Genomic DNA, 17,028 nt, shown 5'->3' with positions numbered 1-17,028 from the left:
TTTCAGCAAGACACTTATGGACTAACGGCCTGCGCTGCGGGCCCCGATTGGCAGGAGAAACATGGGAGCCTGGGACGTCGCAATCTTTGCGGACGAGAACAACGTTGACTTTCTGGACGAAATGGCCAGCCTGGATTCCGAAGATATCGTGGAGGCTATTGAAGATGCGGTAGCGCTCGTTGCCAGCGGCAAGGCTGTCAACGACGAAGAAACTGCCAATGGTTTGCTTGCAGCTACCATTGCGGCGATTTGGGCCGGTGCGCCATTCACTGCTGGCGAAATCGCTGAAAACTACCCATTCGTGCGCGAGCTGGCAGGCTCTGGCTCTGAGGTGCTGCGCGAGCAGGCAGCCACCTTGTTAGAGGATGTCGACACTGAGAAAGACCTTGAGGTCTACCTCGAGGCGCTCAACTAACAGTGATTATCTGCATCGAAGGCATCGATGGCGCCGGCAAAAATACGCTTGCCACGGCGCTAGCCGAGCACATCACTGTCGAGCGTCTTGCGTTTCCGCGCTATGACGAATCCATTCATGCCCAGCTGGCTTTGCGAGCTCTCCGGCACCAGATGGGCGATTTGATCGACAGTGCCTACGGAATGGCTACGTTGTTCGCGTTGGACCGCCATGGGGCCGTCGATAAGCTGCGCGCTGCAGCGCAGGGGGACAACATTTTGCTGCTGGATCGCTACGTAGCATCCAATGCCGCATACAGCTGGGCGCGTACGCAGGACGAGTCGATTGTGGCGTGGGTCGAGAATCTCGAGTTTGAGAGTCTGGGCCTGCCTCGTCCCGACTTGCAGATCCTGCTCGACACGCCGGTTGAGGTCGCTGCAGAGCGTGCGAATCAGCGAGCGATCGACGACACCAACCGCGCCAAGGATGCCTACGAGACCGATGGGGGATTGCAGGCCCGGACCTGCGACGCTTATCGACGCCTAGCGGCCGAATCCTGGGGTTCCGAGTGGATTGTCGCTGCCCCGAATGAAGATGTGACAACATTGTCCCGGCGCATTATCGCGCGCATTAGGGATCAAAAGAACCTATGATGGACGATTACTGAATAATTTTTGCCTGCGCGAGAGCAACCAGAGGAAGAAATGACAAACGCGAAAATTCTCGTCGTTGATGACGATCCTGCTATCTCCGAAATGCTGACAATCGTGCTGCAAGCTGAAGGCTTCGACACGGTTGCAGTCATGGACGGCGGCGAAGCTGTTGGAGTATTCCAGCGCGAGCAGCCGGATCTTGTCCTTCTCGACCTGATGCTGCCAGGCATGAACGGCGTTGACATCTGCCGTGCTATTCGTCTCGAATCCATGGTTCCAATCGTCATGCTGACGGCGAAGACCGACACCGTTGACGTGGTGCTGGGACTCGAGTCCGGTGCAGACGACTACGTGAGCAAGCCATTTAAACCAAAGGAACTGGTGGCGCGTATTCGCGCCCGCCTGCGTCGCACTGATGAGGAGCCTTCTGAGCTCATTGAGGTCGGTGACCTCGTCATCGACGTCCCTGGTCACCTCGTGCGTCGTGGCGATGAAGAAATCCAGCTCACCCCACTCGAGTTTGATCTGCTCCTGGAAATGGCTCGCAAGCCACGCCAGGTCTTTACTCGCGAAGAGCTGTTGGAAAAGGTCTGGGGCTACCGTCACGCCTCCGATACCCGTTTGGTCAATGTTCATGTTCAGCGTCTGCGCGCCAAGATCGAGAAGGACCCTGAGAACCCTCAGATCATCCTCACGGTTCGTGGCGTCGGCTACAAGACTGGCCACAACGACTAACAGTAATTCTCTATGACTTCTGCCCGCCGTATGTGGGACCGGATGCTGGATAGCTGGCGCACCTCCCTGCAAGTACGCGTGATCGGCTCGATCCTGGTCTCCACCACTGTTGTGGTGTTGTTTCTGGGTCTCACCCTGGTGAGCATCGTTGCGCAACAGCTTGTTGATACGAAGCTCGAGACCGCCGAGAGCGAGATCGAGCGCGCCCGCATTGCCGTGGAAAAGCAAATATCTGCTTCCGACTCCTCCAACTCCCTGCAAGCCAGGCTCAACTCTGCTCGTGCCTCGCTGACCAACCTGGGAATGGTGGAACCGGATGGGCCGAATTCGATTTACGAACCTGTCCTGATTGTCGATAATCCTGATGGGACGCAGACGGCGTCGCCAGAAGGTTTCGAGATTCCGCAACGGCTGCGTCACTTCGTGTCGCAAGGACAGATTTCCTACCAATTCGCCTCCCTTCCCGGTTACGACGGTAGCCCCTATAAGGCGCTCATCATCGGTACCCCAACTGATACCGATGTCAGCGGGCTGCAGGTCTATCTAGTCATGCCGCTAGCCACGGAAGAAGCGACGTTGGCGCTGATCAAGGGCCTGTTCGCTGCCGGTGGCGTGGTGTTGCTCGTGCTCATCGTGGCCATTTCCTGGCTGCTGACCCAACAGGTCACCGCGCCAGTGCGCTCCGCTAGCCGCATTGCAGAGAGATTTGCCGCGGGGCATCGTAGGGAGCGCATGGTCGTTGAAGGCGAAGACGAAATGGCGCGCCTGGCGAACAGCTTCAACTCGATGGCGGAGTCGCTGTCCAAACAGATTGACCAGCTCGAGGAATACGGCGACCTGCAACGTCAATTCACATCCGACGTCTCGCACGAACTGCGCACACCGCTGACCACCGTGCGCATGGCGGCCGACATGATCGCCGACCATGCTGAGGAACTCGATCCTTACACCAAGCGTGCGTCCGAGCTCATGATCCGTGAGCTGGATCGCTTTGAGACGCTGCTCGCCGACCTGCTAGAAATTTCCCGCCACGATGCCGGTGTAGCGGATCTTTCAGAAGAACGCGTTGATATCCGCAGCGCGCTTCAGGCGGCCTGGCAGCAAACGGAGCATTTGTCCAAGCAACTCGGGGTAACCGTAAGCTTCGATGTGCCTGATGAGCCAGTCAACGTTGTTATGGATGCTCGCAGAATCGAGCGAATTCTGCGCAACCTGTTGGCAAATGCCATCGACCACTCCGAGGGCAAGCCAGTTGACGTGCTCCTGGAGACAAACGAAGACGCCGTAGCCATTGCCGTAACCGACCACGGAGTAGGCCTGAAGCCTGGGCAAGAGGAGCTGGTGTTTAACCGTTTCTGGCGCGCCGATCCTTCCCGCAAGAGGCATTCCGGTGGCACCGGTCTGGGGCTTGCGATCGCCTCCGAAGATGCACGCCTGCACGGTGGGCGCCTGGAGGCGTCGGGAAGCATCGGCGTTGGTTCGCGTTTCCGGCTCACGCTGCCGCTCGTCGCGAAGCAGCGATACAGCAATAGCCCGATTCCATTGGCGCATCCCGATGTGGCCGCAGTTCCGATTTCGAATTCTCCTGTGACAGATGGCGGGGTGGTCATTGATGAACGCTAAGCTCCTCGGCACGCTGGCCTCGCTCAGCTTGCTAGCTTCGGCATGTACCACAATTCCGAGCAATTCCGCTCCGCAGGCGTTGCGGACCTTCGCCCCGGCAGCCACGGGTTCTGATGCCTCAGGACCTGAGATGGGGCAGGACCCGGATCTTTTGGTGCGTGACTTCTTCAAGGAGTCGATCAAGCCAACCGGCCGTCATCAGGCGGCTAGGCAGTACCTCACCCCGGAGACTGCCAAGTCCTGGGATTCACAGGCAGGCATGCTCGTCCTCGATCGCATTGACGTCAACGCGCTTCCCGGTGCAACTGACAACAAGATTTCCTATAGCGTGCGCGGGCCCGTCATTGGTTCTATCGGAATTGGGGGCGTGTATCAGCCGGAGCACGGCCAGTATGAGGCGACTATCGACGTCGAAAAGCGCGATGGGCAGTGGCGCATCGTCAGTCTTCCTCCGGGCATCGCGGTGGAACACACTGAACTGCGCAACAACTACCAGCCTTACGCGCTGTACTTCATGGACCCGACGGATCGTGACCTCGTGGTCGATCGCAGGTGGGTGTACAACGGAAACGCGTCGCTGAACACCGCTTTGTTGTCGCTGCTTGTTGAAGGGCCGCAGCAAGTGCTCAAGCCAGGTGTGAAGTCGTATGTCCCACCAGGAGCGACGTTCTCTGGCTTTGACTCGGGCGTGTACTCCTTCTCCGGGTTCGGCGATCTGAGTGCTGAGGGACGCTATCGCTTCGCTGCGCAAGTGGTGTGGACCTTGGCAAAAGCGGGCGTCCCGGGGCCGTACAAAATCGAGATCGATAACACGCCGGCGATTGAAAATTCTGAATACCTGACCATTGAGCAGGTTGCGGAATACAATCCGGGGGCATCCCCAGGTGCAGGTTCGCCGCTGTACGCCTTGGCTGGCGGGAAGCTGCTTGCAGTGGATGGGGACCGCGCGGTCCCAGTCCCAGGTACGTGGGGAACGGCTTCTGACATTGCATCTGCGGATGTTGAAGCGGGCACCGAGCTTGCAGCGATGGTCAAAACCACAGGCGAGGAAGACGCGAAGCGCTCCTCACTGATGGTCGGAAAGATCGACGAAGAGCCTCGCCCAGGTATCGATGCTCGCACCCTCTCCGCCCCGACGTTTGAAAATGGCGGAAATGCCGTGTGGACGGTTCTGGATGGACGCAAGGTTGCCCGAGTTGCCCGTTCCACAACGAGTGGGGAAGTGTCGCACACCGAGGTCGACACGTCCGAGCTGGAAGGTTTGGGTGGGCTCATTTCCGTGCTGAGGCTCTCGCCGACGGGTGCGCGCTGCGCGTTCATTGTCGGTGGACGTGTCTACCTGGCCACTGTGGAACGTCCGAGTGTCGGTCACCGAAAGCTGGCGAACGTGCGTGAGATCGCTCCGGCGCTGGCTGGAACGGCGCTCACCGTGGATTGGAAGATCGATGGTTCCATGCTCGTCGGAACTTCCACTCCTGAAACGCCGGTATGGCAAGTGCAATCGGACGGTTCCGCACTGACGCCTCTTCCTGCGGGCAACGTCTCAGCTCCCGTCGTGGCGATTTCTGCTAGCAGCTCGACCATTTACATCACAGACTCCCGCGCGCTGCTACAGCTGCCGATTAATACCTCTGGTCTTGCGTTCTGGCGTGAAGTCCCTGCGTTCCAAGGACAGCGCGTCGCACCGATTGTGGCGAAATAATGGAACTGCTGCTGCCGAAACATTGCGCGGGGTGCGGCGCAGCAGGGGAAACTTTATGCCGCGCTTGTCGACGCCACCTGGCCCGAACTCCGCAACGCATTTTTACTACCGTGGACCCGCACATTCCGGTGTGGGCCCTCGGCAACTATTCGGGCGTGCATAGGGAAGCCTTGCTGGCGATGAAGGAAAGGGGACGACGCGACGTCCCGCAATTTCTTGGTGCCGTGGTTCGCTCGGGACTGGAGTATTTAGCTGCGCGGGGTGAATTGCCTGAGGTTGAGGAGCTAACGCTGGTACCTGCTCCGACGAGGCGAGCGTCGGCACGCCTGCGTGGGGGAGACCCGGTCACACTCGTTGCACGGGCAAGCGGGGCCAATGTGGTCAGCTGTGTGCGTCATGGTTCGCAGGTGAAGGAGTCGGTGGGACTTGATGCTTCATCCAGGCAGCGAAACTTGGCGGGAAACGTGGTGTTGGAGGCAATTCCGCCATCGCCAGTTGTGATTTTGGATGATGTTGTGACCACTGGTTCGACGATTTCTGTGACCTCAGCCCTACTTCTTGCGGCAAAAGTCCAGGTCGCTGGCGCTCTGGTGATTTGTGCTGCGTGATAAGTATTGCTTTATAGAGGGGGGTCATGGCGCAATGGTTATGACCAGATGTAAAATTAGGGCTGTAGCAAGATAAGCGTCACCGTGGACGTTGTGAGTAATCCCGCTCACATTGTGCGGTGGCTGATACCGGGAGGTAAAGCAAAGTGACTACACCTGCTGATAACAACGACGTCCTGCGCGCTCAGGTCAACATCACTGGCCGCAACGTCGAGGTGCCCGATCACTTCGCGGAACGAGTCAAGAGCAAGCTCGCTAAGATCGAGCGCCTTGACCCGACTCTGACGTTCTTCCACGTGGAGCTCCAGCACGAGCCAAACCCTCGTCGTGAAGCTCAGAGCGATCGCATTCAGATCACTGCGACCGGCAAGGGACACATCGCTCGTGCAGAAGCTAAGGAAGACAGCTTCTACGCAGCACTCGAGACTGCGCTGGCAAAGATGGAGCGTTCCCTGCGTAAGGTCAAGGTTCGCCGTCAGATCAGCCGTTCCGGTCACCGTGCACCACTTGGCGCAGGTGAGATGGCAGCCGAAATGGTAGCTGAGGCTAAGAAGGCTCAGGAGCAGGTCGGCGAATTCGATGTCGATCCATACGCAGACAAGGTCCAGGACGCTACCCCTGGTCAGATCGTCCGCACCAAGCAGCACTCCGCAAAGCCAGTGTCTGTGGACGATGCACTGTCCGAAATGGAGCTCGTTGGCCACGACTTCTACCTCTTCCTGAATGAGGAAACCGGTCGTCCATCCGTGGTTTACCGTCGCCACGCCTTCGACTACGGTCTCATCGAACTGGTGGAAGAAGATAAGTAGTCCTAGAAAGTATGTGTAAACCCGCTCCGGGCGTCCGCCCAGGGGCGGGTTTCGCCATAGGTGAGAATTGCTAGGAATTTTTCACCTTTTCCCGAAACTTAATCCACCATGAATCCGCCCCAAGATAAGACTGTGCGTAGAATGGTCGGAGATTTGTATTTTTACCTACCCCAAGTTGTAAGGACCACTGCCCGTGTTTGGACTGTCCAAGATTCTCCGCGTTGGCGAAGGCCGCGCTATCAAGCGCCTGGGTGCCATTGCTGATCAAGTGATCGCCCTCGAAGACGAGTATGCGGCACTTTCCGACGAAGAACTCAAGGCGAAAACCGCTGAGTTTAAGGAGCGCGTGGAAAAGGGCGAAAAGCTCGACGACATTCTCCTCGAGGCTTTTGCCACGGCGCGCGAAGCATCCTGGCGTGTTCTTGGTCAAAAGCACTACAAGGTGCAGATCATGGGTGGTGCGGCACTGCACTTTGGCAACGTCGCCGAGATGCGTACTGGTGAAGGTAAGACCCTGACCTGTGTGCTTCCTGCATACCTCAATGCCCTCGAAGGCAAGGGCGTCCACGTTGTTACCGTGAACGACTACCTGGCGAAGCGTGACTCCGAGTGGATGGGTCGTGTTCACCGATTCCTGGGCCTGAAGACGGACGTTATTCTGTCGAACATGACGCCACCGCAGCGTCGTGAAGCATACAACGCTGACATTACTTACGGCACCAACAACGAGCTCGGCTTCGACTACCTGCGCGACAACATGGCGCACTCCCTGAACGACCTGGTTCAGCGTGGCCACCACTACGCCATCGTCGACGAGGTTGACTCGATCCTCATCGACGAAGCTCGTACCCCGCTCATCATCTCCGGCCCGGCCGACGGCTCTTCCGAGTGGTACAACGCGTTCTCCCAGATCGTGCCTCGCATGACCCGCGATATCCACTACGAAGTGGATGAGCGCAAGCGCACCGTTGGTGTGAAGGAAGAGGGCGTCGCCTTCGTTGAAGATCAGCTGGGCATTACAAACCTGTACGCGCCTGAGTACTCGCAGCTGGTTTCTTACCTGACCAACGCCATCAAGGCGAAGGAGCTGTTCACCCGCGATAAGGACTACATCGTCCGCAACGGTGAGGTCATGATCGTTGACGAGTTCACCGGTCGTGTGCTCGACGGTCGTCGCTACAACGAAGGCATGCACCAGGCCATCGAGGCGAAGGAAAACGTCGAGATCAAGGCCGAAAACCAGACCCTGGCAACGGTTACCCTGCAGAACTACTTCCGCCTCTACGACAAGCTCGCCGGCATGACCGGTACTGCTGAGACGGAAGCTTCCGAGCTGCACCAGATCTACAAGCTCGACGTCATGCCGATTCCGACGAACCGTCCGAACCAGCGCGAAGACCTCACCGACCTGATCTACAAGACTCAGGAAGCCAAGTTCGCTGCCGTTGTCGACGACATCGCTGAGCGCGTCGACAATGGCCAGCCGGTTCTCGTCGGTACTGCCTCCGTGGAGCGTTCCGAATACCTGTCCCGCCTGCTGCAGGCAAAGGGCATCAAGCACAACGTGCTGAACGCGAAGCACCACGAGAAGGAAGCCGAAATCGTTGCGCAGGCAGGTCTGCCAGGCGCCGTGACCGTTGCAACCAACATGGCCGGTCGCGGTACCGACATCGTGCTCGGAGGCAACCCGGACATCCTCGCCGATATCTACCTACGCGAACGTGGCCTCGACCCTGTGGAGAAGCCAGAAGAGTACGAAGCTGCGTGGGACGAGGAAATCGTGCGCGTGAAGAAGCGCTCTGAGGAACTCGCCGACAAGGTTCGTGAAGCAGGCGGTCTGTACGTGCTCGGCACCGAGCGTCACGACTCCCGCCGTATCGACAACCAGCTGCGCGGTCGTTCCGGCCGTCAGGGCGACCCGGGCACCACCCGCTTCTACCTGTCGCTTCGCGACGACCTAATGCTCCGCTTCGTGGGCCCAATGCTGGAAAACACCATGAACCGTCTGGACATTCCAGACAACCAGCCGATTGACTCCAAGATGGTGTCCAATGCGGTGAAGAACGCTCAGACGCAGGTCGAGTCCCAGAACTTCGAAATGCGTAAGAACGTCCTCAAGTACGACGAAGTCATGAACGAGCAGCGTAAGGTGATTTACTCCGAGCGTCGCTCCGTCCTCGAAGGCGCTGACGTTTCCGAACAGATCCAGGCCATGATTGACGACACCATTTCTGACTACGTCGCCGCTGCCACGGCAAATGGCTACGTCGAAGACTGGGACCTGGACACCCTGTGGAACGCTTTCGAGAGCCTCTACGGTCCATCCATGACGTGGAAGTCCCTCGTCGACGGCACCGAGTACGGCGCAGCCGGTGAGCTGTCCGCAAAGGACCTGCGTCAGGCTGTACTTGATGATGCACACGCGCTGTACGCAGACATGGAGGAAAAGGTCTCTGCCATCGGTGGCGAGGACCAGATGCGCAACATCGAACGCGTCGCCATCCTCAACGTGGTGGACACCAAGTGGCGTGAGCACCTCTACGAGATGGATTACCTCAAGGAAGGCATCGGCCTGCGTGCAATGGCGCAGCGCGATCCACTAGTCGAGTACCAGCGAGAAGGTGGCGACATGTTCGCTGCTATGAAGGACGGCATCAAGGAAGAGACTGTTCGTCAGCTGTTCCTGATCCGCAAGCAGTTTGTCCCTAAGGCAGAAGCTGCCGGAACCATTGACGTCAACCACGACGGCAAGCTGGATGCGGAAGATCTCGGCGCGGCTTCGGGCCCACGCCCAGATCAGATGCGTACCTTCGGGCCTGAAGAGGTCTAAAACAGACGTAGTGATCGAATGATCCACTGGCGTTTGCCATCCGGGCGTTCCAGCCTGGCGGCAAACGCCAGTACTCTTTTTCCGACCTGGTAGCTGCCCACCGCGTCGACGCACTCCTCGATGTGAATGGCCAGCGGATCCGTATTCTTTGGGATTGGCGCCGGTCGGACGTCGATATGGCGCACTGCCACAGGACCTCGAATAGCGTGCGCTTTCTGGAAAGCTGTAATGTGACTGCGCACGCGCGGGGAAACCCAGGCGCGGGGCAGGGAAGCAGTAGTTCGCATTCCGCAGGCAGCATCGAGGACAACCTGAATGCACGCCCGAATTGGGCCGTTATTGGGAAGCGTGACCTGGGGGCTCTGCGCAGTAGTAGTCGTTGGAACCAGTAGTTTGAGATGGCTGTATCCGGGGATTGTTTGAAGCATGTGTCCTTCTAATTCAGTCCCGGGGTCTATCGCGACAAGCCAACACCGCTCGAGCTGTGGAAGAATGAGTGACGTTGGTGGCTATTGCTTCCTCTAAGTGTGCCATGAATTATGATTTTTGGTCGAGAAGCAATTATTTGAGAAAGCGGGATGGAGCAGCGTGCGAGGACTCATCGTCGACTTCGTTGGAGTGTTGGACGGAACGGAAGAAGACCAGCGCCGGTGGCGCCATTTGTTGGTGGCTGCTAAGCGCGAAGGCGTTGCGACGGCCATCTTGTCCAATGATCCGGGCGGCCCTGGCGCTGACCCAATTCGCAAGTGGCAGCACGATGAATTTGTCGACGCTGTAATCCTTTCCGGTGAAATCGATGCGGAAAAGCCAAATCCGGAAGCTTTCCAAGCTGCAGCTGATGCCCTTGACCTGCCGATGCGCGATTGCGTGCTTGTCGACGACAGCATCCTCAACATCCGCGCTGCCGTCGAATCGGGCTTGGTTGGTGTCTTCTACCAGCAGTTTGATCGTGCAGTGGTAGAAATTGCCGGCCTCTTCGGTCTGGAAGGCGAGTTCTAGGATGCGGGTGTATCTGCCTGCCACGTTCTCGATCCTGCGTGAGCTGAAGGAAGAGGGCTCGTTTCCGGCCCGTTCTGGGTGGGGCTTTGCTGTCACCCCTGCGCTCATTGAGTTCTTTGATGAGGGCGATGAGGAGGAGTTTGCGCACTTCGCGTTCATTGAAGCTGCCCGCGCGTCCTTGCGCTTGCTCGCGATTGGGGATGAGGAGAAATTCCCGCACCGTCGCGTGGTGATCACCGCTGATCTCGACGATTCCCGCGTTGAACTCGCCCCGGAGCAGGGTGAAGCAGTGGTCAAGATCAACCCGGCGCGCATTAGTTTTGACGAGGTTGCAGCTCTCCATGTTGATATCGAATCCTCCGAGGAGGCAACTGCTGCTGCGATTGCTGTCATCGATGCCGCGGATTTGGGCGATGAGGATGCTGAGTTGACCGTCGGCGATGCTGATGACAATTTCATGGCTTGGTACGACACCGTAGAACTGCCGTTTCTGGTGGACTTGATGTAATTTCGCTTTTCGCAATTGGGGCTCCCTCGACTGGAATGGTCGGGGGAGTTTTTGCGTTTCGCTTGCGCACCTAACCTACGCTAGCGTAAGCTACGCAACCGTACCTTATGGTTTTGTGAGCGAAACGAATCGAGATATGAGAACCACCCTAGATGCACTTGCGAGCGTGCGTACCGCGCTCAAAGCGTGGACCACACCGCTCCTGCCAGATGACTACACAGCTTTGCTCAATCCCCTCTGGAGCACCCGGGAACTGCGTGGCAAGGTGGTGCGCGTCGAAAAGCACACCGACGACACCATCAGCCTCGACGTCACGCCAGGTTGGGGCGTCCCTGTCGACTTTGCCCCAGGACAATACATTGGCATCGGCGTGCAGATCAACGGCCGATTCGTCTGGCGTAGCTACTCCCTGACAAATGTTTCCGGCCAAGGCGACCTGTTCAGCATCACCGTGAAGGCCCAGCCGGGCGGGCGACTATCCGAGCACTTGGTGGATAACGCGCAGCCGGGGATGGATGTGCGCATCGCGCGCCCAGCAGGCGACTTCCAACTTCCTGATCCGCTGCCCGAAAAGCTGCTGTTCATTGCGGCGGGCACGGGAATCACGCCAATCGTGGCAATGCTGCGCTCCTTAAAACAGAACTCGCCAGAGCATGATGCGGTCCTCATCTACTCCGTCCGAACCGAGCAGGATGCGCTCTTCCTGGATGAATTGCACGGCATACCGGGCCTGACGTGCCACCTGCGGATCACCTCCGAACAAGGTCGAATCCGACCGGTAGACATTGGCACTCTGGTTCCGGACTTCGCCGAGCGAGCTCCATTTGCATGCGGGCCAAGTGAGATGCTCGAGGCTCTTGAGCAATGGTGGGACGGTGGCGTCGAAAAGCGCTTTGAGTTGCGCACCGAACGCTTCAGCCTTGACCGCACCTCTGACGCCGAGGGCGGGCTCATCACGTTTGGCAGCAAGGGGCAATGCCAGGCCGATGGGGCGACGACAATTCTGGAAGCTGCGGAATCCCAAGGAATCCAGTTGCCTTTCGGTTGTCGCATGGGCATTTGTCATACCTGTGTGCAACCCATCAAGGACGGGGCAGCACATAACCTCACCACCGGGGAGGTCCACGAAACCGGCGAACGAATCCGCACCTGCGTGTGCGTAGCCCACGGCGATCTCACTTTGGACGTGTAAGGAAACCACCATGGCAATCAAAAACATTCAGGCATACGCCCACCTCACGGATGAGGACATTGAGGAGATTGGTCGTCGCTTCGACGCGATCAAGAAAGAAGTAGAAGATTCCCTCGGCGAAAACGACGTCAAGTACATCAAGGGGCTGATCAAGTTCCAACGTGGCACCGAACTCACCGGTCGCGCACTGCTGCTGCTCAGCCACAAGAAGCCGTTCTTCTGGGCAGGTACGGGACTGCTCGGTTTGGCCAAGATCCTGGAAAACATGGAGATCGGCCACAACGTGATCCACGGCCAATGGGATTGGATGAACGACCCCGTCATCCACTCCGCCACCTGGGAATGGGACATGAACTGCCCAAGCGCGCAGTGGGCGCACACCCACAACCACGTGCACCATACCTACACGAACATTCTGGGCATGGATCACGATGTCGGATACGGCGTGCTCCGCGTCACCCGTGACCGCAAGTGGGCGCCGATGCACGCTTTCCAGCCAGTCACCAACGTCGTGCTTGCGTCGCTGTTCCAGTGGGCCATCGCCTTCTACGACGTTGAACTCGGCCGCTTGTTTGCCGGAAAGCAGACCTGGGAGGAAACGAAACCAAAGTTCTGGGAGACCGTGGGTAAGGTGCGCAACCAGGTGCTCAAGGACTACGTGTTCTACCCGGCCCTCACTGGCCCGAACTTCCTGCATACCGCGCGAGCAAACCTCTTCGCCAACCTTGCGCGCAACTGGTGGTCCTACGCCGTGATCTTCTGCGGGCACTTCCCGGATGAGACCGAGACATTCACCAAGGACCAGTGGGCTAATGAAACCAAGGGTGAATGGTACCTGCGCCAAATGCTCGGCTCCGCGAATTTCCGCGGTGGCAAGATCCTCACCATCCTCTCGGGCAATCTGAACTACCAGATCGAGCACCACCTCTTCCCAAACATGCCATCCAACCGACTCGCCGAGGTCGGCAAACAGGTGGAGGCAATCGCCCGCGAATTCGACCTGCCGTACAACACCGATTCCTTCCCGGTACAGTTCGGCAAGGTGCAAAAGACGCTGCTCAAGCTCACCCTGCCGAATTCGATGCTCGCCGCCAGCCCACACAACGCGCCTGAGGTTCGTTCCGAGGAAGCCTTCACCCCGGACATCGAAGCGAAGCTGCATGTCGGCGCGCTTGCCGACGGACGCAGGCGGGGCCTCCTCCCAGGACTGAAGCTGCTGAAGGAAGCTCGGCCGACTTTCGGGGAGGCAGTGCGCTACGCGCTCATGCGCCCCGTGCGTCGCTAGGAAATCTTTCCCCTCAATGGACAGCTTTTCTGGCGTTTTACCAGGACGTGCTGTCCCAGTAGGGGAAAGATTTCCTTAGCCTTTGCTGGTGAAGAGGGCGGAAGTGAATGGCACTAGCTTCCGCTCGTCGTGGGTGAACAATCCCCAGAGCCGGACCGCCAGTGCTGCGGCACAGACGGCGACGAACACTGGCAAATATCCCTGGGCTGCCATGTCGGTGAATTCGATGGCTGCGATCATTCCGAACATTGGGGCAGCCATGGCGGTGGACAGGAACGCAGCGGCTCCGAGGACCGCGAATACTCCGTAGGGAATGGCGGGGAACAGTGGATGGAGCAGGACGCCGATGAGGGCGCCACTGATGGCGCCAAGGCCGAATGCTGGGGTTAGCGTGCCGCCGACCACGCCGACTCTGAAGGCGATGAGGATGGCTAGAACGCGCAAGGCTCCGATCAGGAGCAGTCCGGCTGCGGCATCTTGAGAAGTGAGAACGCTGTCAGTGGTGAATCTGGCGTTGGTGCCAACCCCTGGTACGAGATAAGACATCAGGGCCAGAGCTGCGAAACCGAGGGGCATCTGCCACAGCACTTGACGGCCGATGGCCCGCGATTTGACGGCTGAACGGGCGGCTTTGCCGAAGAGGTGGCCTGCAAGGCCTGCGATGGCGCCGACTGCCACTGCGATGATCAGTGTTGTACTTGATTCCGTGACCGGAACGCTGTGGTACACGGGGTGGGGTTCCACGAAGATGCCGGTGACTGCCGTTGCGGTTGCGGAGGTGAGCATGACGGCGATGACGGCTTGGGTGCTCATGCTCACCAAGAGCAGTTCCAGTGCGAAAATGGCCCCTGCCAGAGGCAGATGGAAAGTGGCTCCTAGACCAGCGCCGGCAGCTGCGGCGACGAGGATGCGCCTCGAAGCCGAATCGAGTTTGCTGCGGGCGCTGATGCGAGAGCCGGCGAGCCCGCCAAGGATTCGTGGTGCGTTCTCACGCCCCACCGGGGCGCCGGCCGCGACAGACATGACCTGGATGAAAGCGGAGGCCGATGTGGCTAGCAGCGGCATGGTGCGGCCGTGCATGGCGTCGGGGACGGACACCTGCGGCTTGCCGAACCTATCGAGGAGGAACCACGCCCAGGAAAGCACGAGCCCAAGGGCAATGAGGGTGAGGGAGTGTCGCAGGGGTGACACCGCGGAGGTGGGGTCTTGGTTGTGGAGGTGATCGACGCCGAAGACGATTCTTTCGGTAAAGATGACGGACCAGTTCAACGCCGCGACGCCAACACCCGTTAGTGCGCCAGTGATCACGGAATAGACGGACAGCCGACTGATGGATGTTCGTTCCAGCGGGGTGCGCTCAGCCATCAGGAGTCCTTTTCGATGCCGAGTTCCCAGTCGTCGTTGGAGCGAAGCGAAGCCAAAAGCTTGCGGACGGCCAATGCCCGGCGCAGTGACGGACCCTCAAGATGATCAAGAGCGCATTCGGGATCCGCAGGCGGGCCCATGTGGGTGCAACCACGCGGGCACTCTTCGGCTGCTGCCGCGAGGTCGTCAAAAACATTCACCACGGTGTCGGCGTCAACGTGGGCGAGCCCAAAGGACCTGATTCCTGGGGTATCGATGATCCAGCCGTCGTCAGGCAGCTTGAGCGCCACTGACTGCGTCGACGTGTGACGCCCCTTGCCGACGCCCGACACCTCACCCGTCGCTCGATCCGCATCCGGAACCAGGCGGTTGACCAGCGTCGACTTACCGACACCGGAGTGGCCAATGAGCGCCGTGACCTTGCCGTTCACGACTTCCTGAACGCTGTCGAGCGGGTCGTTGACACCCGCGACCACCACTGGAATATCCAGGTCAGCGAATTCAGCGGCGAATTCGGTGGGGTCGGCGAGGTCCGATTTGGTCAAACACAGCACGGGGCGCAGCTTGCCGACGAACGCAGCCACCAATGCGCGTTCCACAAACCCAGCGCGAGGCGGGGGATCCGCAACAGCGGAAACAATGAGCAGCTGGTCTGCGTTTCCCACGACAATGCGTTCGTAAGGGTCGGTGTCGTCGGCAGTTCGCCTGAGGACGCTGGTTCGCTCTTCCAAGCGGACGATGCGTGCCAGGGTACCGGGCTTGCCGGAGGTATCTCCGACGATGCCTACGCGGTCGCCCACCACAATGTTGGTGCGACCGAGCTCGCGGGCGCGCATGCACACGATCGGAATGTCGGTCTCGTCAATAACCACGCCCCACCGGCCACGATCTTTGGACACCACCATGCCCACTTTGGCGTCCTCGTGGGAGGGGCGATCTTTGGTTCGAGGGCGAGAGCCTCGTCCTGGTCGGACCCGGATGTCGGATTCGTCAAAGAAGCGCCGGTTAGCCATCGATCATTGCCTGCCACATCAATTCGAATCCAGGGAGGGTCTTGGAGGTGGTTGCGATGTCTTCGACCATGACGCCCGGGGTGACCAGGCCGATGATGGCGCCGGCGGTGGCCATGCGGTGATCGGCGTAGGAATGCCACACGCCACCGTGAAGCTGCGCAGGTTCGATGATGAGGCCATCTTCAAACTCCGTGCACTTGCCACCGAGAGCATTGATTTCCGTGCTCAGCGCCAGAAGTCGGTTGGTTTCGTGTCCGCGCAGGTGAGCGATGCCCTCCAACCGGCTTGGCGTGCTGGCAAGGGTGGCGAGCGCCGCGACGGTAGGGGTGAGCTCGCCGATATCGGACAGGTCGATGTCGATGCCCTTCAGGGAGCCCTTCGAAGGGCCCGTGACGACGAGATTGTGCGTAGCACCCGCAGCTTCAAACTCAACTGTGCAGCCCATCTGCTCCAGGATTCCTCGGATCGCGTCGCCCGCCTGGTGCGTTTCAGTAGGCCAATCATGGACTCCGACCCGGCCACCGGTGGCAGCGGCGGCAGCGAGAAACGGCGTCGCGTTGGAGAGGTCCGGCTCGATGGCCCAGCTGTGGCCGTCGATAAGCCCGGGAGCTACGCGCCACTCGTTTGCGACGCTGGTGTCTACCTTGACCCCCACGCGTCGCAGCATGTCAACGGTCATTTCGATGTGTGGCAGGCTAGGGAGCTTGGCGCCGATGTGGCGCACCGTGAGGCCTTCGGTGAAGCGCGCGCCCGCAAGAAGGAGGCCGGAAACGAACTGGGAGGAGGCGCTCGCGTCGATCTCGACAATGCCGCCGCGCACGCTGCCTTGCCCGTCAACGGTGAAAGGAAGGCTGTCGCCGGTGACGGAGACGCCGAGGGTGCGGAGGGCGTCGAGAAGAGTGTTCATGGGGCGCACGCGCGCTGCGACATCGCCGTCGAAGAAGACGGTCCCCTCGGCAAGAGCTGCGACCGGAGGGACGAACCGCATGACTGTGCCAGCCAGCCCACACGACACAGTGCCGCCGGTCAGTTGGCCCGGTTCGATGCGGATGGTGGTGGAGGGGCTGCCGTGGCTCGGCTCGGTGCTCGTCACCGTGATGCCCAGCTCAGCCAGTGCCGACATCATCAGCTCAGTGTCCCGGCTGACCAGCGCATTCTTGAGCGTGGACGGGTAGGTGGCCAGCGCGGCAAGGATTAACGCTCGGTTGGTCATCGACTTGGAACCAGGGACCGAGGTGTTCCAGGAAATCGGCCCCTCAGCCACCGGCGCGGGCCACTGCGTTAAACCTTGTGAATCCATGTCCTCCATAAT

General features: G+C 59.4%; 16 protein-coding genes. 12 read left to right on the top strand and 4 right to left on the bottom strand.

Features of this window, described 5'->3' with window-relative positions; all coding sequences use genetic code 11:
• Positions 1-61 precede the first annotated feature (61 nt).
• The 8 genes from WG939_RS03870 to secA all read left to right on the top strand — a co-directional run bounded on the left by WG939_RS03870 (position 62) and on the right by secA (position 9,354).
• Positions 62-415, top strand: coding sequence for a DUF4259 domain-containing protein (locus WG939_RS03870; protein ID WP_339982808.1), 354 nt, complete (start codon positions 62-64; stop codon positions 413-415).
• Between the two features lie 2 nt (positions 416-417).
• Complete coding sequence (locus tag WG939_RS03865; protein ID WP_339982806.1) at positions 418-1,047, top strand: dTMP kinase; 630 nt, start codon at positions 418-420, stop codon at positions 1,045-1,047.
• 51 nt (positions 1,048-1,098) lie between these two features.
• Positions 1,099-1,782, top strand: a complete 684-nt coding sequence (mtrA, locus tag WG939_RS03860) for an MtrAB system response regulator MtrA (protein WP_339982805.1) — start codon at positions 1,099-1,101, stop codon at positions 1,780-1,782.
• Between the two features lie 12 nt (positions 1,783-1,794).
• Positions 1,795-3,405 carry an MtrAB system histidine kinase MtrB gene (gene mtrB, locus WG939_RS03855; RefSeq protein WP_339982803.1) on the top strand — a complete coding sequence of 537 codons (1,611 nt, stop codon included), beginning with the start codon at positions 1,795-1,797 and terminating at the stop codon, positions 3,403-3,405.
• Complete coding sequence (gene lpqB / locus WG939_RS03850) at positions 3,395-5,107, top strand: MtrAB system accessory lipoprotein LpqB (protein WP_339982800.1); 1,713 nt, start codon at positions 3,395-3,397, stop codon at positions 5,105-5,107. Before mtrB ends, lpqB begins: the two co-directional genes overlap by 11 nt.
• A 110-nt stretch (positions 5,108-5,217) precedes the next feature.
• Positions 5,218-5,715 (top strand): ComF family protein, encoded by a 498-nt coding sequence (locus WG939_RS03845; RefSeq protein ID WP_339982797.1) that lies wholly within the window; start codon positions 5,218-5,220, stop codon positions 5,713-5,715.
• 146 nt (positions 5,716-5,861) lie between these two features.
• Entirely contained in the window at positions 5,862-6,524 is a 663-nt protein-coding gene (gene hpf / locus WG939_RS03840; RefSeq protein ID WP_339982794.1) for a ribosome hibernation-promoting factor, HPF/YfiA family, read from the top strand.
• 193 nt (positions 6,525-6,717) lie between these two features.
• On the top strand, positions 6,718-9,354 hold the full coding sequence (gene secA / locus WG939_RS03835; RefSeq protein WP_339982791.1) for a preprotein translocase subunit SecA: 2,637 nt from the start codon (positions 6,718-6,720) through the stop codon (positions 9,352-9,354).
• On the opposite strand, the gene WG939_RS03830 is transcribed toward secA, so the two are convergent.
• Positions 9,351-9,782: an Rv3235 family protein gene (locus WG939_RS03830; RefSeq protein ID WP_339982788.1), complete on the bottom strand. Its 432-nt coding sequence runs from the start codon at positions 9,780-9,782 to the stop codon at positions 9,351-9,353. The two genes, secA and WG939_RS03830, sit on opposite strands and share 4 nt — an antisense overlap.
• Positions 9,783-9,942: 160 nt before the next feature.
• Between WG939_RS03830 and WG939_RS03825 the strand changes: the two genes are divergently transcribed.
• The 4 genes from WG939_RS03825 (at position 9,943) to WG939_RS03810 (ending at position 13,338) form a co-directional block, all read left to right on the top strand.
• Positions 9,943-10,353, top strand: a complete 411-nt coding sequence (locus WG939_RS03825; protein ID WP_339982786.1) for an HAD family hydrolase — start codon at positions 9,943-9,945, stop codon at positions 10,351-10,353.
• Between the two features lies 1 nt (position 10,354).
• Complete coding sequence (locus tag WG939_RS03820; RefSeq protein WP_339982783.1) at positions 10,355-10,861, top strand: DUF6912 family protein; 507 nt, start codon at positions 10,355-10,357, stop codon at positions 10,859-10,861.
• 136 nt (positions 10,862-10,997) lie between these two features.
• Positions 10,998-12,053, top strand: a complete 1,056-nt coding sequence (locus WG939_RS03815) for a ferredoxin reductase (RefSeq protein WP_339982781.1) — start codon at positions 10,998-11,000, stop codon at positions 12,051-12,053.
• Between the two features lie 10 nt (positions 12,054-12,063).
• Complete coding sequence (locus WG939_RS03810; protein ID WP_339982779.1) at positions 12,064-13,338, top strand: fatty acid desaturase family protein; 1,275 nt, start codon at positions 12,064-12,066, stop codon at positions 13,336-13,338.
• 75 nt (positions 13,339-13,413) lie between these two features.
• On the opposite strand, the gene WG939_RS03805 is transcribed toward WG939_RS03810, so the two are convergent.
• From WG939_RS03805 to aroA, 3 genes are read right to left on the bottom strand one after another with little or no spacing between them, the layout of a single operon-like run.
• Positions 13,414-14,703, bottom strand: a complete 1,290-nt coding sequence (locus WG939_RS03805; protein ID WP_339982776.1) for a chloride channel protein — start codon at positions 14,701-14,703, stop codon at positions 13,414-13,416.
• A complete protein-coding gene (gene rsgA / locus WG939_RS03800; protein ID WP_339982774.1) occupies positions 14,703-15,716 on the bottom strand; it encodes a ribosome small subunit-dependent GTPase A in 1,014 nt (337 codons plus the stop codon). Before rsgA ends, WG939_RS03805 begins: the two co-directional genes overlap by 1 nt.
• A complete protein-coding gene (gene aroA / locus WG939_RS03795; RefSeq protein ID WP_339982772.1) occupies positions 15,709-17,016 on the bottom strand; it encodes a 3-phosphoshikimate 1-carboxyvinyltransferase in 1,308 nt (435 codons plus the stop codon). Before aroA ends, rsgA begins: the two co-directional genes overlap by 8 nt.
• Positions 17,017-17,028: the final 12 nt, after the last annotated feature.

The sequence above is a fragment of the Corynebacterium sp. H130 genome, assembly GCF_037572395.1.
Classification (GTDB): Bacteria; Actinomycetota; Actinomycetes; order Mycobacteriales; family Mycobacteriaceae; genus Corynebacterium.
Note: the sequence above shows the minus strand (reverse complement) of the source record. Positions and strands in the feature narration are given on the sequence as shown.